This window comes from Pseudomonas sp. TWRC1-2 (assembly GCF_049896685.1).
Classification (GTDB): Bacteria; Pseudomonadota; Gammaproteobacteria; order Pseudomonadales; family Pseudomonadaceae; genus Aquipseudomonas.
Genome location: NZ_JAFCUU010000005.1, coordinates 311,417 through 331,368, shown reverse-complemented (window position 1 = coordinate 331,368; position 19,952 = coordinate 311,417). Strand labels below are relative to the sequence as shown.

Here is a 19,952-nt window from a genome sequence, read left to right as displayed (position 1 = left end):
ATCCCCAAGGCTTGCTTTGTCTTGGCAAGGCTGAAGGTAAGATAGACGGTCACCGAGACCTTTTGCCGCATGGCAGGTGTTCTGAGTCGTTATAAAGAGGAGTCATTGCAATGGCCCGTATTACCGTAGAGCGCGCACATTCCCTGGGTAAAGAAGGCGCGCGGGCGAAGGCCGAGAAGTTGGCGCACAAACTCAAAGAGCAATATGGCCTTGAGCCCACGTGGTCCGGCGACACCCTGATGCTCAAACGGTCCGGGGTTAAAGGCACGGTACTTGTGGCGGATGATTCGCTGCGCATTGATGTGGAACTCGGCCTGTTGATGTCGGCCATGAGTGGCACTATCAAATCCGAAATCGAGAAAGCCGTGGATAAGGCGTTGGCCTGATTCGAGCGCGCTTAGGGTGCCGATTCTAATTTTTCACCCTACTTTGTGCCCAAGCCCTCAACTCCTGTGGGCCGTTCCTCGACCCTGATTTGCGTGAGGTGCACCATGGCCAAAGTTATTTTGAAGAAAAAAATCGACATTCAGACCACCGCCCTGAGTGACGTTAAAAGCTACGCCCGCAAGATCTGGCTGGCAGGTCTTGGTGCCTACGCCAAGGTCGGCAATGAAGGCAGCGAGTACTTCAAAGAGCTGGTTAAGACTGGTCAACATGTTGAAAGTAAAGGCAAAAAAGTTGTCGTTGAACAACTTGATGCTGCCAACAGTCAGATTGATCAAGTAAGGAGTAATGTCTCAAGCGTCAAAGGTTTGGTTGAAGTTCAACTGGATAAAGTTGAAAAAGCTTTTGACACGCGTGTTGCCAGTGCCTTGAATCGGATCGGCATTGCGTCTAAACATGACGTTGAGACACTCTCTGCTAAGCTCGAAGAGCTGACGGCATTGCTAGAACGTGTCGCGCGTAAACACTAAGGAGACATCGGGATGGCTGTTAAAAAGACTACTCAGAAAGAAGGCAGCTCGTGGATCGGGGAAGTTGAAAAATATTCCCGTAAGATCTGGCTTGCTGGTTTAGGCGTGTACTCGAAGGTTAGCAGTGACGGCGGTAAGTACTTCGAGACTTTGGTCAAGGACGGCGAAAAGGCCGAGAAGTTGACCAAGACTACAGTCGGTAAGAAAGTAGAAGCGGCAAAGGCGAGTGCGGGTTCTGCCAAGTCGAGCATTTCTGACACGTGGGGCAAGTTGGAAGAAACTTTCGACAAGCGCCTTAACAGTGCCATTTCGCGACTGGGCGTGCCGAGCAAAGCTGAGCTGAAGACGCTGCACGGCAAAGTCGATACGCTGACCCGTCAAATCGAAAAGCTCACGGGCGCAAAAGTGGCCCCGGCTAAAACCGCAGCGGCCAAACCAGCTGCCAAGCCTGCCGCTAAAACGGCTGCGGCAAAACCTGCAGCGAAAGCTGCAGCCAAGCCTCTGGTTAAAGCGGCGGCTAAACCCGCTGCCAAACCTGCGGCCAAGGCTCCAGCCAAAGCCGCGGCTAAACCGGCTGCCAAGCCTGCCGCTAAAACAGCCGCTGCCAAACCAGCCGCCAAGTCTGCTGCTAAGCCAGTGGCGGCTAAAGCAACTGCCAAGCCAGCGGCTAAACCTGCTGCCAAGGCGGCTGCGAAACCTGCGGCTAAAACGGCTGCTGCAAAACCCGCTGCCAAGCCTGCCGCGAAATCTGCAGCCAAGCCAGCCGCGGCAAAACCGGCTGCCAAAGCTGTGGCGGCCAAGCCAGCGGTAAAACCAGCCGCCGCCAAGAAGCCTGCTGTAGCGAAAAAACCAGCAGCGGCAAAACCAGCGGTTGCGGCCAAGCCTGCAACGCCGGCGCCGACCGCTTCGACAGCCAACTCGGTGTCCGCACCGACGCACGCTGCTACTGCCCCGACTGCATCGCCGGCAACCCCGACGCCATCCAGTCAGTCCTGATTTTTTCAGGGCACAAAAAACGCCCGGCCTGTGAAGGTCGGGCGTTTTTTATTGGCGATCTTATTACCCACATAGTTCCAATGTGGGAGCGGGCTTGCCCGCGATTGCGGTCTGCCGATGACATAGGTGCTAACTGACTCACCGCTATCGCGGGCAAGCCCGCTCCCACATTTTCAATCCAGATCATCCAGATATTTCAGGGCAAACTTCTCGGTCGCCTGTCGCGCCGGCAACAACAGATGCGGCGCCACCAGCATCATGATCTGGTACACCACCACGCGCACTTCGCCTTCTCGGTCGAGGATGCGCTGGTAGTCCAGCGAAAACAGCAGCGTCAGGGTGATCTGCTCCACCAATTGCCCCAGTGCCTGGGTATCACTGACCAACTGCCCCGCCGCCTTCAAACGCGCAAGCAGCGATGCCAGCGTGCGCTTGAGCGCCGTGAGCAAGGTGCGAATGCCCTTGGCCAGCTTTGGCAGGCGCCCCGCGAGGTTTGACAGGTCCTGAAACAGGAACCGGTAATGGGCCATGCGCTCGACAATCAGGTGCAGGAACAGCCAGTAATCCTCGGCGCTGAGTTGCGCATCCGCCGGCGGGTCAAGCAGCGGCGCCAGTTCATTCTGAAAGCGCTCGAACAACCCGAGCACCAACGGCTCCTTGCCATGGAAGTGGTAGTAGAGGTTGCCGGGGCTGATCCCCATTTCATTGGCTACCTCCATGGTCGACACGTTCGGTTCGCCCTTGTGGTTGAACAACTGCAAGGCACATTCAAGGATACGGTCGCGGGTCTTCATCCAGTCTTCTTAATGTGATCGTTGAGCTCAGCGCACATGCACGTAAGTGCCCGGCGCCGCTTCCATCGGTGGGTAATTCTGGTTGCCCAGGGCGGTGAGGGTTTCGCGCTGCACGCCGGAGCGTTGTTGAATCCACTCCAGCCACTGCGGCCACCAGCTGCCTTCGACGTGGTGGGCGTCGTAGTACCAGGCTCGCGGGTCGCTGCTCAGCTTGAGGTTTTCGACGTAATTGGCCTTGGGGTTGCCCGGCGGGTTGAGGATGCTCTGCACATGCCCGCTGTTGGACAGCACGAAGCGCCGCTCACCGCCCAGCAATTGCGTGGAGCGATACACCGCATCCCACGGCGTGATGTGGTCGTTGATGCCCGCGACGCTGAAGCTGTCCACCGTGACCTTCTGCAAGTCGATAGGCGTGCCGCACACCTCCAGGCCACCGGGATGGCTCAACGGGTTGTGCTTGAAGAAGTCCAGCAAGTCGCCATGCAGCGCGGCAGGCAGGCGCGTGTTGTCGTTGTTCCAGTACAGGATGTCGAACGCCGGCGGCTCCTTGCCCAGCAGGTAATTGTTGATCCAGTAGTTCCAGATCAGGTCGTTGGGGCGCATCCAGGCAAACACCTTGGCCATGTCCCGGCCGTCGAGCACACCTTGCTGGTAGGAACGGCGCTTGGCGGCTTCCAGGGTCTGCTCATCGGCGAACAGAGTGGCGGGGCTGTCGATCTGGCTGTCCAGCAGGCTCACCAGGTAACTGGCACTGGAGATGCGTCGCAACTGGCGCTTGGCTTGCAGATGGCCTTGCAGTGCGGCGATGGTCAGGCCACCCGCGCAGGCGCCCATCAGGTTGACTTCGCGGGCCCCGGTAATCGCGCGGCACACGTTCAGCGCTTCCTCCAGCGCGGCGACGTAGGTGGACAGGCCCCATTCACGGTGACGCACATCCGGGTTGCGCCAGCTGACCATAAACGTCTGCAGGCCGTTTTTCAGTGCGTACTGCACAAAGCTGTTGGCTGGGCTGAGGTCGAAAATGTAGTACTTGTTGATTTGCGGCGGCACGATCAGCAGCGGCTTGGCGTACTGTTTTTCGCTCATGGGTTTGTACTGGATCAGCTCCAGCAGCTCGTTGCGAAACACCACCGAGCCGGGTGTGGTCGCCACGGTCTTGCCGACTTCGAACGCATGCTTGCTGACCTGGCGGGGCAGGCCGTTGTTGTGCAGCAAATCATCAAACAGGTTGCTCACGCCGCGCACCACGCTGTTGCCGCCGGAGTTGAGCAGTTCCTTGACGGCCAGTGGGTTGAGCAAGGTGTTGGAGGGCGACACCGCATCGTTGAGCAGCGAGAACGCAAAGTGCGCGCGGGCGCGATCGTCAGGGTTGAGGGTGCTGTCGTCGATCCAGTGGCGGGTTTGTTTCTGCCAGCTCAAATAGGCTTGCAGGCTGCGGTGGTACAACGGGTTGAGCTTCCAGGTCGGGTCAATGAAGCGCGCGTCGTTGGGGTTGGGCTCATGCACGGTTTCGCCCAGCAGCACGCGGCCCAGCTGACCACTCAGCGCCAGGGCGTGGCGCGCGGTGTGCACCGGGTTGCGCAAGCCGTGGGCGGCGACGCTGCGCAGGGTCGCCAGCAAATCCCGACCGCGCAGGCCGGTGATTGCATTTTGCGCATTGATGAACACGGCAGGGGTGGGCGCCGGGTTCGTCACGGGTCTTTCTCGCATGAGCCAACACTCCTTCGTCAAGGCAACAACGGGCACGCCAATTCAGAACCATAGTCGGTTCTCGGCAAGTTGCGCGGCGGTGCGGTCCTTACACGGCCGGTCGCGGGTGAATCACGGCCCGCAGGCGCTCCTCTTCGAGAAACTTCATGATGATCGGCGCCACGGCTTCGGCCCGGGTGATCAGGAACAGGTGACCGTCATCGATGATGTGCAACTGCGCGTTGGGAATCCGCCAGGCCAGCATGCGCATATTGATCAGCGGAATCAGCGGGTCGTCGTCGCCCGCCAGCACCAGCGTGGGTTGGCGGATCTTGTGCAGCCAGTGAATGCTGGTCCAGCCTAGCCCGGCGAACAGCTGCCAGTAATAGCCGAGCTTGCCGGCCGAGCGCACTTTGCTGGCGTGCTCGGCGGCCAGTTTCGCGTCACGCCGGAACGAGCCGCCATAAATCATCGGCGCGATGCGCACCACGTGGGACGGTTGGATATAGCGCCGTGGGCTTGCCATCAGCCACAGCACCTTGGGCTTGCCCGGCACCATAAATGCACCGGCAGCGGTGGCGGCGAGGATGAGTTTTTTGCAGCGCTCCGGGTAGTCATAGGCGAACTGCTGCGCGAGCGCGCCGCCCCAGGACACACCCACGGCATTCACTTGGCCGTAGTCGAGGTAATCGAGCATGCGCGCGGTGAGTTTGGCCAGGCCAGGAAAGCGATAGGGCCGACTCGGCGTCGAGGAACCACCGACGCCCGGCACATCGAAGGCGATCACTTCCAGGTCCGGGTCCAGCGCCTGGACGAACGGAAACACCAGCTCAAGGTTGGCGCCGATGCCGTTGAAAATCAGCAACGGCGTCAAGTGAGGCTTGCCCGGGCGTACCGCCGTGCGGATGGCCTGGCCATCCAGGTCGATGGTACGGAAGATGAACGGTTGCGGCATGGGCTTACCCTGCAAAATGGCGCTATTTCCCTGCGGGAACACGGTCAATGTGGGAGCTGGCTTGCCTGCGATAGCAATCTGTCAGTTAGCTCATCATCTAGCTGACCCACCGTTTTCGCAGGCAAGCCAGCTCCCACATTGAACTCATTTCAAGCACAAAATTTATTTATCGTTCATGCACATAAGTACCCGGCGCCGCCTCAGCTGCGGCATAGGTTTTGTTACCCAAAATTGTCGGAGCTTTCTTCAACTTGCCCGCCCGCTCTGCCTGCCACACCTGCCAATGCAGCCACCACGAGTCAGTGTGTTTGGTCGCATTTTCCTGCCATTCCAGCGCCTTGCCCGCCAGGCCATCGCTGGTCTGGTAGCGTGCCTTGGGGTTGCCCGGTGGGTTGAGGATGCTCTGGATATGCCCACTGCTGGACAATACAAACTCGACCTTGCCGCCAAACAACTGCGCCGACTTGTAGCAGGATTGCCACGGCGTAATGTGGTCGTTGGTGCCGGCCAGGGAGTAGATGTCGGCGGTAACCTGCTTGAGGTCGATCGGCGTGCCGCACACTTCCAGTGCGTTGGCACGCACCAGCGGGTTGTTCTTGAACAGTTCAATCAGGTCGCCGTGAAAGGCGGCCGGCAAACGCGTGGTGTCGTTGTTCCAGAAGAGGATGTCGAACACCGGCGGCTCGTTGCCCAGCAGGTAGTTATTGACCCAGTAGTTCCAGATCAGGTCGTTGGGGCGCATCCAGGCAAACACCTTGGCCATGTCGCGGCCCTCCAGCACGCCGGCCTGGTAGGAGTGGCGCTTGGCTGCCTCCAGGGTCTGTTCGTCGACGAACAGCGCTACCTGGGTGTCCAGCGTGGTGTCCAGCACGCTCACCAGCAAGGTCAGGGCGTTGACCTTCTTCTCCCCCAGCGCCGCGTAGTGGCCCAGCAGCGCGGTGCAGGTGATGCCGCCGGAGCAGGCGCCGAGCATGTTGATGTCTTTGCTGCCGGTAATCGCCGTGACCACATCGACCGCTTCCTTGAGCGCCTCGATATAGGTCGACAGGCCCCACTCGCGCTGGGCCTTGGTCGGGTTGCGCCAGCTGACGATAAACGTCTGCTGGCCATTACGCAGGCAGAAGCGCGCCAGGCTTTTTTCCGGGCTCAGGTCGAATACATAGAATTTGTTGATCTGCGGCGGCACCACCAGCAGTGGGCGCTCGTGCACCTGTTCGGTGATCGGCTTGTACTGGATCAGCTCCAGCACGTCGTTGCGAAAGACCACGGCGCCTTCGGTGGTGCCCAGGGTCTTGCCCACTTCGAAGGCACCCATGTTGACCTGGCTCGGCATGCCGCCGTTGTGCACCATGTCCTTGGCCAGATGGGACAAGCCATCGAGCAGGCTTTTGCCGCCGGTTTCAAAGAAGCGTTTGATCGCCGCCGGGTTGGCCGCGCTGTTGGTGGGGGCCATGGCTTCGGTCATCAGGTTGATCACGAAGTGGCCGCGGCTGATGTCTTGATCCGACAGGTTGCTGTCGCCGATCCAGTCGTGCAGTTCCTTGCGCCACGCCAGGTAGGTTTGCAGGTAGCGTTTGTAGAGCGGGTTCTGGCTCCACGCCGGGTCGCTGAAGCGACGGTCATCGCCTTCAGGCACAAGCGCGGATTTGCCGAACATCACGTTCTTCAACTCAACACCGAAATGCGCGACGTGTTTGACGCTGTGTAACGGTTGCTTGATGGCTTGGGTCAGCACCATCTTCGCCGAAGCGAGTAAGTCCTTTTTTCGTAACGCGATGATCGGGTTCAGCCCCAGGGTGTTTTCAGAGGCCTGGCGTTTCAAGTCATCGTTATTCTTGTTACTCATCTACGACGCTCCATTGTCCGAAAGACGAGTACCGGCGATTGCTGCGCACCCAATTTCGATACACGACACCAGCCTGGTACTGCGACTCGGGTGACCGTTGATACCGCATCGTCAAATGCAGGGAACTTGCCAGTTCCATTGGTTACCCGAGTTTAATTTTTTTCGCAAGCGGGCCAATCGTTGACCACGCGACAGGGCATTCAAGCAGATGAAATTAGAAAATGCCCTCTAAAGAGCAAGACGCCTGAGTTAGAGCATCAGCCGCACGACCGACTCGCTCGGGTCGCGGGTTTTGCCGGCTGCTTTGAGCTCAGCAAGATAGTCGGCCCACAGGGCTTCCTGGCGCACGGCCAACTGGTAGAGGTAGTCCCAGGTGAACAGTCCGCTGTCATGGCCGTCGTCGAAGGTCAATTTCAGTGCGTACTGACCGGCCGGTTCTACCTTGATCAGCCTGACGTTGATCTTGCCGAATTGCAGGATGGGTTTGCCGTGGCCCTGGACCTCGGCGGAAGGCGAGTGGGTGCGCAATAGTTCGGCGGGGAGCTGGTAGACCTCGTCGGGCCCGTAGGTGAGGCCGAGGGTGTTGGAGGTTTTGTGCAGGTTTACGGCAGTAGGAAATTTCGACATTGATAATAATCCTGAAGAAACCGGCTCAAAAATGTGGGAGGGCTTCTGTGGGAGCCGGGCTTGCCCGCGATGCAGGCACCTCGGTGTTTCAGAAACACTGAGGTGATGCTATCGCAGGCAAGCCAGCTCCCACAAAAGCCAGGCTCCTACATACGCCTTTTTCTAAAAGGCTTACAGGATATAACGAGACAGGTCTTCGTTCTGCGCCAATTCGCCCAGGTGGCTGTTGACATAGTCGGCGTCGATCTTGATCGCTTCGCCATTCTGCGCACCGGCCATGTCGCCAGCGCTGAAGGACACTTCCTCGAGCAGGCGCTCAAGCAAGGTGTGCAGACGACGCGCACCGATGTTCTCGGTCTTCTCGTTAACCTGCCAGGCAATCTCTGCCAGGCGCTTGATCCCGTCCGGCAGGAACTCAATGCCCAAACCTTCGGTTTTCAGCAGCTCACGGTATTGCTCGGTAAGCGACGCATGCGGCTCGCTGAGGATGCGTTCGAAGTCGCCCGGGGTCAGCGCCTTGAGTTCCACACGAATCGGCAGACGGCCCTGCAGCTCCGGCACCAGATCGCTTGGCTTGCTCAGGTGGAACGCACCGGAGGCGATAAACAGGATGTGGTCGGTCTTGACCATGCCCAGCTTGGTGTTCACGGTGCAGCCTTCGATCAGCGGCAGCAGGTCACGCTGTACGCCCTCGCGGGACACGTCGACGCCACCGGAGTTACCGCGCTTGGCCACCTTGTCGATCTCGTCGATAAACACGATGCCGTGCTGCTCGACCGCTTCCAGCGCCTTGGCCTTGAGTTCTTCCTCATTCACCAGGCGCCCGGCTTCCTCGTCGCGCACCAGTTTCAGCGCTTCTTTCACCTTGAGCTTGCGGCTTTTCTTCTTGCCCTTGCCCATGTTGGCGAACAGGTTCTGCAGCTGGCTGGTCATTTCTTCCATGCCAGGCGGTGCGGAAATATCCACGCCAGACACTTCGGCGACTTCGATCTCGATTTCCTTGTCGTCCAGCTGGCCTTCACGCAGGCGCTTGCGGAACAGCTGACGGGTATTGGAATCGGACGACGGCGCGGCATCTTCGTTAAAGCCCATGCGTGCCGGTGGCAGTAGGGCGTCGAGGATGCGTTCTTCGGCGGCGTCTTCGGCGCGGTGGCTGACTTTGGTCATTTCCTGTTCGCGCAGCAACTTCAGGGCGGCGTCGGCCAAGTCACGGATGATCGACTCGACGTCGCGGCCCACATAGCCCACTTCGGTGAACTTGGTGGCTTCGACCTTGATGAACGGGGCGTTGGCCAGTTTGGCCAGGCGCCGGGCGATTTCGGTTTTACCGACGCCGGTCGGGCCGATCATCAGGATGTTCTTCGGCGTTACTTCAACGCGCAATTCTTCCGGCAATTGCATCCGGCGCCAGCGGTTACGCAGCGCAATGGCAACGGCGCGCTTGGCATCGTCCTGGCCGATGATATGGCGGTTAAGTTCATGGACGATTTCGCGGGGAGTCATGGACATAGTGTTTGGCGGCCTCAAGCGGGAATAAGCCTACGGCTTACTCGGCGAGGTCCTGCTCCTCAATGGTGAAGTTGTGGTTGGTGAACACGCAGATGTCGCCGGCAATGCCCAAGGCAGTCTCGACGATTTCACGGGCCGACAGGTCGGTTTTCTTCAGCAAGGCGCTGGCGGCCGCTTGGGCATAACCACCGCCGGAACCCATGGCGATCAGGCCATGTTCAGGCTCAACCACATCGCCATTACCGGTGATGATCAAGGACGCGTCTTTGTTGGCGACGGCCAACATGGCTTCCAGGCGGCTGAGGGAGCGGTCGGTACGCCATTCTTTGGCGAGTTCGACAGCGGCGCGAACGAGGTGGCCCTGGTGTTTTTCCAGCTGGCCCTCGAAACGCTCGAAGAGAGTGAAGGCGTCGGCGGTAGCGCCGGCAAAGCCCGCGAGAACCTGACCGTGGTATAGACGACGCACCTTTTTGGCGTTGCCTTTCATCACGGTGTTGCCAAGGGAAACCTGGCCGTCGCCGCCCATGACGACTTTGCCGTGGCGACGTACTGAAACGATGGTGGTCAAGGGGAGAGTCTCCACGCAGCGGGGCGAAAATGCCCTGATGGAATCTCATATGGGGGTGGCGGGAGGGATTTCAACCGTAGAGGGTTATGGCGGACGGGCGGTGTTTATAGGTCTTACACCTTCTCAAGCACACCGCAAAACCAATGTGGGAGGGGGCTTGCCCCCGATGGCAGCGCATCAGTCGCCAAAAATAGTGACTGATCTACCACTATCGGGGGCAAGCCCCCTCCCACATTTTGATCCGCGTTGACTCTGAATCAGCGGCTCTGGCGTTGTTGTAACAACAGGTTGCTAAACCCTGCGCCGGCCAGTTGCTTCTGCGCCACGGTCAGCTGTTCACGGTTGCTGAACGGCCCCACCAGCACGCGATACCAGGTCGCATCCTTCACCGTGCCGGACTCCACCGTCACCGCCTGGCCCAGCAGGATGATCTGTGCACGCACGCGATCCGCGTCTGCCTGTTTCGGGAACGAGCCCGCTTGCAGGAAGAACTTGGTCACCGGCGCAGCCTTGGTGGTGGCCACGGGCGGCGGTGGCGGCGGGGTGATCCCGGCCAGCGCAGCTTGCGCCCGCGCGGTGTCGATTTTCGCCGCTTCCGCTGGCGTCACCGGCGTGGTCGGCACTTGCGGCGTCGGCAGGGTTTTCTCCGGCACGGCGTCGGGCGGCACAATCACTTCCGATTCCGGCAGCAGCGTGTAGAAGTCGTATTTCGGCTTCACCGGTGCAGTCGGGCTTGGCGCCGTCTTGTTGGCTTCGGCCATTTTCGTGGCCTTCTGCTGCTCTTGCTTGACGCGCTTGACGTCATCGCCCTTGCCCGGCTCCAGCTTCATCAGGATCACGACGAACGCACCGACCGCCAGGCCGATGGCCATCCACAACCAGCCCGGAATAGGCTTCTTTGCCGGGGCTTGATAGCGGCTGGCGCCGCGCTTGGGGGCAGGTTTTTTCTTGGCAGCCAACTTACATACGCTCCAGGGTTTCCAGGCCTAACAGTTCCAGGCCTTGCTTGAGGGTCCGTCCAGCCAGTGCGGCGAGGCGCAGGCGACTTTGCTTTTGGGCTTCGTCGTCGGCGGTGAGAATCGGGCAGTTCTCGTAGAAGCTGGAGAACAGACCGGCGACTTCGTACAAATAGGTGCACAGGATATGGGGCGTGCCTTTCTCTCCGACGCTGTTCAGCACTTCGCCGAATTGCGCCAGTTTGGCCGCCAGTTCCTGTTCATGCGGGGCATCCAGCACGATCTGGCCTTCAACTTCGCTGAAGTCCTTGCCCAGTTTGCGGAACACACCGGCGACGCGAGTGTAGGCGTACAGCAGGTACGGCGCGGTGTTCCCTTCGAAGTTGAGCATCAGTTCGAAGTTGAAGCTGTAGTCGCTGGTGCGGTGCTTGGACAGGTCGGCGTATTTCACCGCGCCAATGCCCACCACGCGGGCGATGTTGCGCAGCTCGGCTTCGGCCAGTTCCGGGTTCTTTTCCTTCACCAGGTTGTAGGCACGTTCCTGGGCTTCGTTCAGCAGGTCGATCAGCTTCACGGTGCCGCCGTCGCGGGTCTTGAACGGGCGGCCATCGGCGCCGTTCATGGTGCCGAAGCCCATGTGTTCCATGTGCATCGGGTGGGTGACGAAACCTGCGCGGCGTGCCACTTCAAACACCTGCTGGAAGTGCAGGGCCTGGCGTTGGTCGACGAAATACAGCGCGCGGTCGGCCTTGAGCACGCCGCTGCGGTAGCGCACGGCCGCCAGGTCAGTGGTGGCGTAGAGGTAGCCGCCATCGGCCTTGACGATGATCACCGGCAGCGGCTCGCCGTCGGTGGTCTTGAATTCTTCGAGGAACACGCACTGCGCGCCGTTGCTCTCGACCAGCAGGCCTTTGGCCTTGAGGTCGTTGACCACATTGATCAGGTCGTCGTTGTAGGCGCTTTCGCCCATCACGTCGGCCATGGTCAGTTTTACGTTGAGCAGCTCGTAGATTTCCTGGCAGTGCGACAGCGAGATCTCGCGGAAGCGGCCCCACAACGCCAGGCATTCCTCGTCACCGGCTTGCAGCTTGACCACCAGGCCACGGGCGCGGTCGGCGAATTCTTCGGATTCGTCGAAACGCTTTTTGGCGGCGCGGTAGAAGTTTTCCAGGTCGGCCAGCTCGTTGCTGGTGATCGGGTTTTCCTGCAGGTAGGCCATCAGCATGCCGAACTGGGTGCCCCAGTCGCCCACGTGGTTCTGACGGATCACGGTGTCGCCGAGGAACTCCAGCACCCGCGCCACGCCGTCGCCGATGATGGTCGAACGCAAGTGGCCGACGTGCATCTCTTTGGCCAGGTTGGGTGCCGACAGGTCAATGGCCACGCGCTGCAGCGGGCCGGCCTTGCGCACGCCGATCCTGGCGTCGGCCAGGGCGGCGTCCAGGCGCGAGGCCAGGGCCTGGGTGTTCTGGAAGAAGTTGATGAAGCCTGGGCCGGCAATTTCGGCCTTGGTGACGCTGTCGTCAGCCGGCAGCGCGGCAATGATTTTTTCCGCCAGGTCGCGCGGTTTCATGCCCGCAGGCTTGGACAGCATCATCGCGATGTTGCTGGCGAAGTCACCGTGGGTCTTGTCGCGGGTGTTTTCCACCTGGATCGCCGGCGTCAGGCCTTCAGGCAACACACCTTCGTTGACGAGTTGGGTGAGGGCTTGTTGGATCAGCTGGCGAATGGTGTCTTTCATGGTGTTCTCTTTCGACCGCAAGCGGCGGCGCGCGATGCGCAGGTGGAAAAACTGGGCATTATCCGTGGCGAGGGCGGGCTTGCCAACCGTTCAGACCAGATGGCGGACCTGCGGGCCTCATCGCGGGCAAGCCCGCTCCCACATTTAAAGGTGTTCACATTTCAAATGTGGGCGCTGGCTTGCCTGTGATCAATACAAATCTACCGGGTCCACATCCAATGACCATCGCACCTGGCGGCCACTGGGCATTTGCTCCAGAGCAAGCAACCAGCTACTTAATAGTCGATGCAGGGGCGCGCGGGACGTTGCCTGCAAGAGTAGCTGAGCGCGATAACGCCCGGCGCGGCGCTCCATGGGCGCAGGCACCGGGCCGAGCAATTCGATGCCGGTCAGACCCAGTTCGCCGAGCAAACGTTCGGCGGCGCTGCACGCCTCATCCAGAAAACCTTCCGCCTGCCCCGGTTTATGGGCTTCGGCCCGCAACAGTGCAAGGTGTGAGAAGGGCGGCAAGCCGGCAGAGCGGCGTTCGCTCAGTGCCTGTTCGGCGAAGGCGAAGTAGCCTTGTTCTGTCAGCTGGATCAGCAGCGGATGGTCGGCCAGGTGCGTCTGGATAATCACTTTGCCCGGTTCTTCAGCGCGCCCGGCGCGGCCTGCGACCTGCACGATCAGCTGCGCCATGCGCTCGCTGGCGCGGAAATCACCGGAGAACAGGCCGCCGTCGGCATCCAGGATCGACACCAGCGTCACCCGTGGAAAGTGGTGCCCCTTGGCAAGCATCTGCGTGCCGATCAGGATGCACGGCTGGCCTTTCTGGATGGTCGCGAACAGCTGGTTCATCGCGTCTTTGCGCGAGGTGCTGTCGCGGTCGACCCGCAGCACCGGGTAGTCCGGAAACAGGATGCCCAGGCGCTCTTCGGCGCGCTCGGTGCCCGCGCCCACTGGGCGCAAATCCACTTTGCCGCACTGCGGGCAGTGGCGCGGCACCCGCTCCACATGGCCGCAGTGATGGCAGCGCAGCTCGCCGTGGCGCTGGTGCACGGTCATGCGCGCATCGCAGCGCTCGCACTCGGACATCCAGCCGCAGTCATGGCACAGCAACGTCGGCGCAAACCCTCGGCGGTTGAGAAACACCAGCACTTGCTGGCCGGCGGCGAGGGTCTGGCCGATGGCTTGCTGCATCGGCCCGGAAATGCCGCTGTCCAGTGGACGGCTTTTTACATCCAGACGCAGGAAGCGCGGTTGCTTGGCACCGCCTGCACGCTCATTCAAACGAAGGAGTCCGTACCGGCCGGTGTAGGCGTTGTGCAGGCTTTCCAGGGACGGCGTGGCCGAGCCCAGCACAATCGGGATGTCTTCCTGGCGTGCGCGCACCAGCGCCAGGTCGCGGGCGTGGTAGCGCAGGCCTTCCTGCTGTTTATAGGAGCCGTCGTGCTCCTCGTCGATGATGATCAGCCCGGGGTTCTTCATCGGCGTGAACAGCGCCGAGCGGGTGCCGATAATAATGTCGGCTTCGCCGTCCCGCGCGGCCAGCCAGGACTCCAGGCGCTCGCGGTCGTTGACCGCCGAATGCACCAGGGCGATGCGCGCATTGAAGCGCTGCTCGAAACGCGCCAAGGTTTGCGGGCCCAGGTTGATCTCGGGGATCAGCACCAGCGCCTGCTTGCCGGCCTGCAGGGTTTCGCGGATGAGCTGCAGATAGACTTCGGTCTTGCCGCTGCCCGTCACGCCCGCCAGCAGGAACGCGTGGAAGCTGTCGAAGCCTGCGCGAATCGCTTCATAAGCAGCACGTTGCTCGATGTTCAGCGGCAGTTCGGGCTGGGCCAGCCAGTGTTCGTGGCGTGGGTCGGGGGCGTGCTTGCGGATTTCCACCTGCACCAAGCCCTTGGCCAGCAGCAGGTCGAGGCTGTCCTTGCTCAGCATCAGCTTGCTCAATAGCTGATGCGCCACGCCGTGGGGATGCTGCGCCAGCGTGGCCAGGGCTTCACGCTGGCGCGGCGCGCGTGCGATGCGCGGGTCATCGAGGCGCGCGCCGGGCACCATCGACCAGAAGCGCTCCTGGCGTGCCTCGGCCAGCTCGCCCTGACGCAGCAGCACCGGCAGCGCCCAGCTCAAGGTATCGCCCAAACTGTGCTGATAATACTGGGCGGTCCACAGGCACAGCTTGAACAGGGCCGGTGGCAGCGGCGCAGTGGTGTCGAGGATCGCGATGGCCGGCTTGAGCTTTTCTGCGGGTACTTCGCTGTGGTCGGCGACTTCCACCAGAATGCCGATCATTTCCCGGCGCCCGAACGGCACGCGCACGCGCATGCCTGGCTGCAACTGCGCCCGCAGCACGCCGGCGGGGGCTCGGTAGTCGAACAGACGGCGCAGGGGCGAGGGCAGGGCTAGGCGCAAAATGGCGTCGGGCACGCGGGGAATCTCATATAAAGGCAGGCGGTGGCGCAGGGGCGGGAGCCTAGCAGACCTGCGGTAGAGGTGTCCTGTCTCTGCTGCACGAGGCAGCGCTTCTGTGGGCGCTGGGCCTTTTGTGGCGAGCAGGCTTGCCCTGCGTTGGGGCGCGCAGCGGCCCCGATGCCCGCAGCAAGTTCCAACTGCAAAATCGCACCAGCTTTATTGGGGGCTGCTTCGCAGCCCAGCGCAGGGCGAGCCTGCTCGCCACAACACCACCCGGCTCCCATATTGATCGTGGTGTGTCGGGGGTTTTTCTGATGAAAGGGGCTTATATGTGGGCAATCGGCCGCAAGCGCCGCTTGCGCGTTTAAAAAGGTCTGGTAGAATCCGCGGCCTAATTACGTGCGGTATTCGACAATAGTGTCGAGTGGCGGCACGCTAGCCCGAGGAAGTCACCATGAAAGCCGATATCCATCCAGCGTACGAAACCATCGAAGTAACCTGCAGCTGCGGCAACAAGTTCGAAACACGTTCGAACCTGTGCAAGCCACTGGGTACTGACGTATGCAACGAGTGCCACCCGTTCTACACCGGTAAGCAGAAAACTCTGGACACCGGCGGCCGTGTACAGCGCTTCGCAGATCGCTTTGGTGCTTTCGGCAAGAAGCCTGCTACTCCAGCAGAGTAAGGCTCAAAAGCCCTCCGGGTTTTTGTCAGCTGTTGAAGAAGGCGTCCTTTGGGACGCCTTTTTTGTGCCTGCAATTTGGTCGCGCGTGATTCAAATCATTTTTAATAAAAAAATTGTAGACATTTTTTAATGCGATTGTGAACAGTTGAGCCCTTGTATCCCGTGGCTCTTGGCCAAAAGTCGTAGCGCAGGGCCCTTGACACCTGTGACTGCCCAGTCTTGTAGGGACTTTGCGACACGCGTATCCTCGGCGGTCCGTCGACCAACAGTAAAAGCGGAATGCCGATATGTCTGATTTGAAAACTGCCGCTCTCGAATATCATGCCCATCCTCGTCCAGGAAAGCTGAGTGTAGAGCTCACCAAAGCCACTGCCACCGCCCGCGACCTGTCGCTGGCCTACAGCCCTGGCGTTGCCGAGCCCGTACGTGAAATCGCCCGCGACCCTGAACTGGCGTACAAGTACACCGGCAAAGGCAACCTGGTTGCAGTGATTTCCGATGGCACCGCGATTCTCGGCCTGGGCAACCTTGGCCCATTGGCGTCCAAGCCAGTCATGGAAGGTAAAGGCGTGCTGTTCAAGCGCTTTGCCGGCATCGACGTTTTCGACATCGAAGTCGATTCCGAAAGCCCGCAGGCTTTCATCGACACCGTAAAGCGCATTTCCATCACGTTCGGTGGCATCAACCTGGAAGACATCAAGGCACCTGAGTGCTTCGAGATCGAAAAGGCCCTGATCGAGCAGTGCGACATTCCGGTATTCCACGATGACCAGCACGGCACTGCGATCGTTACCGCGGCCGGCATGATCAACGCTCTGGAAATCGCCGGCAAAACCCTGGCTGACGCGCAAATCGTCTGCCTGGGCGCCGGCGCTGCAGCCATCTCCTGCATGAAATTGCTGGTAAGCATGGGCGCCAAGCTGGAAAACATCTTCATGGTCGACAGCAAGGGCGTTGTTCAGTCCGAGCGTACCGACCTGAACCAGTACAAGGCGATGTTTGCCCACGCCACCGACAAGCGCACCCTGGCTGACGCCCTTGACGGTGCAGACGTGTTCGTTGGCCTGTCTGGCCCGAACCTGCTGAGCGCCGAAGGCCTCAAGTCCATGGCGGCCAACCCGATCGTGTTCGCCTGCTCCAACCCTGATCCGGAAATCTCCCCGGAACTGGCCCACGCCACCCGTAACGACGTGATCATGGCCACTGGCCGTTCGGACTACCCGAACCAGGTCAACAACGTACTGGGCTTCCCGTTCATCTTCCGCGGTGCCCTGGACGTTCGCGCCAAGCGCATCAACGAAGAGATGAAAGTGGCTGCGGCCAATGCCCTGCGTGAACTGGCCAAACTGCCGGTGCCTCAGGATGTATGCGATGCGTACGGTGGTGCTCCACTGGCGTTCGGCCGTGAGTACATCATTCCTAAACCAATGGATAAGCGCCTGATCACCCTGATCTCCGATGCCGTGGCCAAAGCCGCCATCGAGACCGGTGTGGCGACCCTGCCGTATCCGAAGCACTACCCGCTGCAAAGCGTGGATGATGTGTTCAACGGCTAAGCCGTCGTAGCGCACCAACAAAAAGCCCCGGCTCTTGCGAGTCGGGGCTTTTTATTACCTGCGATTTAACTGGAGCTGTTTAGACATCCAAATGTGGGAGGGGGCTTGCCCCCTCCCACATTTTGCACCTCGTCGGCTTGAGGTCGCGATCAGAACAAATCGATCGGCGCCCCTTCATCCGCCGGCAGCGGGCTGCCCGGCGCAACGCCATTGCCCAGTTCGTTGACCGACGGCGGCGTGTCTTCGCTCTTGAACAGCTCGAAGTACGCGTTCGGCGTGCTTGGCGAAGCCGCACGGCCACTCACCGGGTCAATCCGCAGGCTGAGAATGCCTTCCGGCTCAGGCTGGGTGTGCAGCGGCTTGTCCTTCAAGGCCGCGCCCATGTAGCTCATCCAGATCGGCAGCGCGACGGTGCCACCAAACTCGCGGCGACCCAGGCTTTCCGGCTGGTCGTAGCCGGTCCACACGGTGGTCACGTAGTCGGCGTTGTAGCCGGAGAACCAGGCGTCCTTGGAGTCGTTGGTGGTACCGGTCTTGCCGGCGATGTCCGCACGGCCCAGCGCCAGGGCGCGACGGCCGGTGCCTTTCTTGATCACATCTTCCAGGATGCTGTTGAGGATATACGTGGTGCGGCCATCCACTACGCGTTCAGCGACAGCTGGCGTTTGTGGGTCGTTTGCGGCAGCGGTGTTCGGTGTGGCTGGCGCTGCGCCCGGTGTCGGCTCGATGGTGATGCCGCCGTTGCTGGGCGCCGCGATGCCATCAGGCGCCGCCACGCCGTTGACCACGTCACCCGGCACGCGCGGAGGGTTGGCGGTAAACAGGGTGTCGCCATTACGGCTTTCGATCTTGTCGATCAGGTACGGTGAGATCTTGTAGCCGCCGTTGGCAAAGGTGCTCCAGCCCGTGGCGATTTCCATCGGCGTGAGAGTCGCGGTGCCGAGGGCCAGGGACAGGTTGGGCGGCAAATCCGACTTGTTGAAGCCGAAGCGCGTCATGTAGTCGATGGTTTTGCCCACGCCCATTGCCTGCAGCAGGCGGATCGACACCAGGTTACGCGACTTGTACAGCGCCTCGCGGATGCGGATCGGGCCGAGGAAGGTGTTGGTGTCGTTCTTCGGGCGCCAGACCTTGTCCAGGTACTCGTCGACAAACACGATCGGGGCGTCGTTGACCAGGCTGGCGGCGGTGTAGCCGTTATCCAGTGCGGCGCTGTAGACGAACGGCTTGAAGCTCGAGCCCGGCTGGCGCTTGGCCTGGATGCCACGGTTGTAGTTGCTCTGCTCGAAGGCAAAACCGCCGACCAGGGCGCGGATCGCACCGTTCTGCGGGTCCAGGGACACCAGCGCGCCTTGGGCCACAGGGACCTGGCTGAATTTCAGGCTGTCGTCTTTCTGGCGTTGCACGCGGATCAAATCACCCACCTGTGCCACGTCCGACGGCTGCTTGGGCATCGGGCCCATGCTGTTGGTGTTCAGGAAGTGGCGTGCCCACTTCATGCTGTCCCACGCCACATGCGCTTCGCCGGAGCGGGTCAGCACCTGCACGCCATCTTTCTTCACTTGGGTGACGATGGCGGGCTCCAGGCCGCTGATCGGGCGCTGTTTGCCCAGTTCAGTGGTCCAGGCGCTCAACGTCTTGCCTGGCAGGCGGGATTCGGGACCGCGGTAGCCGTGGCGCTGGTCATAGGTGACGAGGCCATCGCGTACCGCGTTGTTGGCAATTTCCTGCAAGTTGCTGGGAACGGTCGTGGTCACGCGGAAGCCTTCGGTGTAGGCCTCGCTGCCGTAACGGCCGACCATCTCGGCGCGCGCCATTTCAGCGATGTACGGTGCGTTCACTTCCGGCGTCGGCACGTGGTAGCTGGCATTCAGCGGTTCGGCCACGGCGCTTTCATAGGCGGCCTGGTCGATCTTGCCCAGCTTGTACATGCGGCCGAGGATCCAGTCGCGGCGCTCTTTGCTGCGCGCCGGGTTGGCCAGCGGGTTAAAGCGCGAAGGGGCCTTGGGCAGGCCGGCAATCATTGCCATTTGCGCCAGGCTGGCGTCACGAATCGACTTGCCGTAGTAGACCTGCGACGCCGCCTCGATCCCGTAGGCGCGGTTGCCCAGGTAGATCTTGTTGACGTACAGCTCAAGGATCTCGTCCTTGGTCAACTGGCGTTCGATCTGCAGGGCCAGCAGGATTTCAGTGGCCTTGCGCGAAAAACTGCGCTCGCTGGTGAGGAAGAAGTTCTTCGCCACCTGCATGGTGATGGTGCTGCCACCAGATTGAATGTGTCCGCTTTTTACCAGCTGGGTAGCCGCACGCACCAGACTGCTGGGGTCAACGCCGTAGTGATTGGCGAAATTATCGTCTTCTGCCGACAGCAGGGCATTGATGAAATTGGGTGGAATGTCGGCGAAACGGATCGGTGTGCGGCGCATCTCGCCGAACTCCGCGATCAGTTTTTCGTCGCTGCTGTAGACCCGCAAAGGAATCTGCAACTGGATACTTCTGAGTGCCTCTACGGAAGGCAAACCCGGACTAAGGTAGAGGTAGGCACCGCTGAGTACGAGCAGCAGCCCGCAGACAATCGCGACAATGGAGTACCCGAAAAACTTCAGCAGACGAATCAAGGCTTTTGGATTTCCAGAGAAAAGAATGAGTTAGGCGTCGGGGCATGCATGGCAAACGATGGATCGACCCGAGCAGCAGATAAATAGCGGGAAAAAACGCTGGG

Annotated in this window: 16 protein-coding genes; 5 read left to right on the top strand and 11 right to left on the bottom strand. The window is 60.6% G+C overall.

Features of this window, described 5'->3' with window-relative positions; translation table 11 throughout:
* Positions 1-110 precede the first annotated feature (110 nt).
* The 3 genes from ACP7B3_RS16835 to ACP7B3_RS16825 all read left to right on the top strand — a co-directional run bounded on the left by ACP7B3_RS16835 (position 111) and on the right by ACP7B3_RS16825 (position 1,910).
* A complete protein-coding gene (locus ACP7B3_RS16835; RefSeq protein ID WP_106577514.1) occupies positions 111-386 on the top strand; it encodes a polyhydroxyalkanoic acid system family protein in 276 nt (91 codons plus the stop codon).
* A 105-nt stretch (positions 387-491) separates the two neighbouring features.
* On the top strand, positions 492-914 hold the full coding sequence (locus ACP7B3_RS16830; protein WP_426179754.1) for a phasin family protein: 423 nt from the start codon (positions 492-494) through the stop codon (positions 912-914).
* 12 nt (positions 915-926) lie between these two features.
* Positions 927-1,910, top strand: a complete 984-nt coding sequence (locus ACP7B3_RS16825; RefSeq protein ID WP_426179752.1) for a phasin family protein — start codon at positions 927-929, stop codon at positions 1,908-1,910.
* Positions 1,911-2,083: 173 nt separating this feature from the next.
* Here ACP7B3_RS16825 and ACP7B3_RS16820 read toward each other — a convergent pair whose 3' ends face one another.
* The 10 genes from ACP7B3_RS16820 to ACP7B3_RS16775 form a co-directional block, all read right to left on the bottom strand.
* Positions 2,084-2,704: a TetR/AcrR family transcriptional regulator gene (locus ACP7B3_RS16820; RefSeq protein ID WP_145159967.1), complete on the bottom strand. Its 621-nt coding sequence runs from the start codon at positions 2,702-2,704 to the stop codon at positions 2,084-2,086.
* A 27-nt stretch (positions 2,705-2,731) separates the two neighbouring features.
* Positions 2,732-4,414: a class II poly(R)-hydroxyalkanoic acid synthase gene (phaC, locus tag ACP7B3_RS16815; RefSeq protein ID WP_426179749.1), complete on the bottom strand. Its 1,683-nt coding sequence runs from the start codon at positions 4,412-4,414 to the stop codon at positions 2,732-2,734.
* 88 nt (positions 4,415-4,502) lie between these two features.
* Positions 4,503-5,348, bottom strand: coding sequence for a poly(3-hydroxyalkanoate) depolymerase (phaZ, locus tag ACP7B3_RS16810; protein WP_106577519.1), 846 nt, complete (start codon positions 5,346-5,348; stop codon positions 4,503-4,505).
* Positions 5,349-5,514: 166 nt separating this feature from the next.
* Positions 5,515-7,194, bottom strand: coding sequence for a class II poly(R)-hydroxyalkanoic acid synthase (phaC, locus tag ACP7B3_RS16805; RefSeq protein WP_426179747.1), 1,680 nt, complete (start codon positions 7,192-7,194; stop codon positions 5,515-5,517).
* Between the two features lie 249 nt (positions 7,195-7,443).
* Positions 7,444-7,821, bottom strand: coding sequence for a gamma-butyrobetaine hydroxylase-like domain-containing protein (locus tag ACP7B3_RS16800; protein WP_145159973.1), 378 nt, complete (start codon positions 7,819-7,821; stop codon positions 7,444-7,446).
* A gap of 171 nt (positions 7,822-7,992) precedes the next feature.
* A complete protein-coding gene (gene hslU, locus ACP7B3_RS16795) occupies positions 7,993-9,330 on the bottom strand; it encodes an ATP-dependent protease ATPase subunit HslU (protein ID WP_008439258.1) in 1,338 nt (445 codons plus the stop codon).
* 37 nt (positions 9,331-9,367) lie between these two features.
* Positions 9,368-9,898, bottom strand: coding sequence for an ATP-dependent protease subunit HslV (gene hslV, locus ACP7B3_RS16790; RefSeq protein WP_010563201.1), 531 nt, complete (start codon positions 9,896-9,898; stop codon positions 9,368-9,370).
* Positions 9,899-10,155: 257 nt separating this feature from the next.
* Positions 10,156-10,857 carry an SPOR domain-containing protein gene (locus ACP7B3_RS16785; protein ID WP_053253947.1) on the bottom strand — a complete coding sequence of 234 codons (702 nt, stop codon included), beginning with the start codon at positions 10,855-10,857 and terminating at the stop codon, positions 10,156-10,158.
* Between the two features lies 1 nt (position 10,858).
* Positions 10,859-12,595: an arginine--tRNA ligase gene (argS, locus tag ACP7B3_RS16780; protein ID WP_426179744.1), complete on the bottom strand. Its 1,737-nt coding sequence runs from the start codon at positions 12,593-12,595 to the stop codon at positions 10,859-10,861.
* Positions 12,596-12,784: 189 nt separating this feature from the next.
* Entirely contained in the window at positions 12,785-15,004 is a 2,220-nt protein-coding gene (locus ACP7B3_RS16775) for a primosomal protein N' (protein WP_426179742.1), read from the bottom strand.
* Positions 15,005-15,443: 439 nt separating this feature from the next.
* On the opposite strand from ACP7B3_RS16775, the gene rpmE reads away from it, so the two are divergent.
* The gene (gene rpmE / locus ACP7B3_RS16770; RefSeq protein ID WP_049710411.1) at positions 15,444-15,674 is read left to right on the top strand and encodes a 50S ribosomal protein L31; all 231 of its coding nucleotides are present in this window, start codon (positions 15,444-15,446) and stop codon (positions 15,672-15,674) included.
* Between the two features lie 287 nt (positions 15,675-15,961).
* On the top strand, positions 15,962-17,230 hold the full coding sequence (locus ACP7B3_RS16765) for a malic enzyme-like NAD(P)-binding protein (protein ID WP_056860619.1): 1,269 nt from the start codon (positions 15,962-15,964) through the stop codon (positions 17,228-17,230).
* 149 nt (positions 17,231-17,379) lie between these two features.
* Here ACP7B3_RS16765 and ACP7B3_RS16760 read toward each other — a convergent pair whose 3' ends face one another.
* Positions 17,380-19,845 (bottom strand): penicillin-binding protein 1A, encoded by a 2,466-nt coding sequence (locus ACP7B3_RS16760; protein WP_426179943.1) that lies wholly within the window; start codon positions 19,843-19,845, stop codon positions 17,380-17,382.
* Positions 19,846-19,952: the final 107 nt, after the last annotated feature.

Bases quoted from the DNA above. Each gene is read 5' to 3' on its own strand.
- ACP7B3_RS16835 (WP_106577514.1), top strand. From the start codon at position 111: ATGGCCCGTATTACCGTAGAGCGCGCACATTCCCTGGGTAAAGAAGGC.
- ACP7B3_RS16830 (WP_426179754.1), top strand. From the start codon at position 492: ATGGCCAAAGTTATTTTGAAGAAAAAAATCGACATTCAGACCACCGCC.
- ACP7B3_RS16825 (WP_426179752.1), top strand. From the start codon at position 927: ATGGCTGTTAAAAAGACTACTCAGAAAGAAGGCAGCTCGTGGATCGGG.
- ACP7B3_RS16820 (WP_145159967.1), bottom strand. From the start codon at position 2,704: ATGAAGACCCGCGACCGTATCCTTGAATGTGCCTTGCAGTTGTTCAAC.
- phaC (WP_426179749.1), bottom strand. From the start codon at position 4,414: ATGCGAGAAAGACCCGTGACGAACCCGGCGCCCACCCCTGCCGTGTTC.
- phaZ (WP_106577519.1), bottom strand. From the start codon at position 5,348: ATGCCGCAACCGTTCATCTTCCGTACCATCGACCTGGATGGCCAGGCC.
- phaC (WP_426179747.1), bottom strand. From the start codon at position 7,194: ATGAGTAACAAGAATAACGATGACTTGAAACGCCAGGCCTCTGAAAAC.
- ACP7B3_RS16800 (WP_145159973.1), bottom strand. From the start codon at position 7,821: ATGTCGAAATTTCCTACTGCCGTAAACCTGCACAAAACCTCCAACACC.
- hslU (WP_008439258.1), bottom strand. From the start codon at position 9,330: ATGTCCATGACTCCCCGCGAAATCGTCCATGAACTTAACCGCCATATC.
- argS (WP_426179744.1), bottom strand. From the start codon at position 12,595: ATGAAAGACACCATTCGCCAGCTGATCCAACAAGCCCTCACCCAACTC.
- rpmE (WP_049710411.1), top strand. From the start codon at position 15,444: ATGAAAGCCGATATCCATCCAGCGTACGAAACCATCGAAGTAACCTGC.
- ACP7B3_RS16765 (WP_056860619.1), top strand. From the start codon at position 15,962: ATGTCTGATTTGAAAACTGCCGCTCTCGAATATCATGCCCATCCTCGT.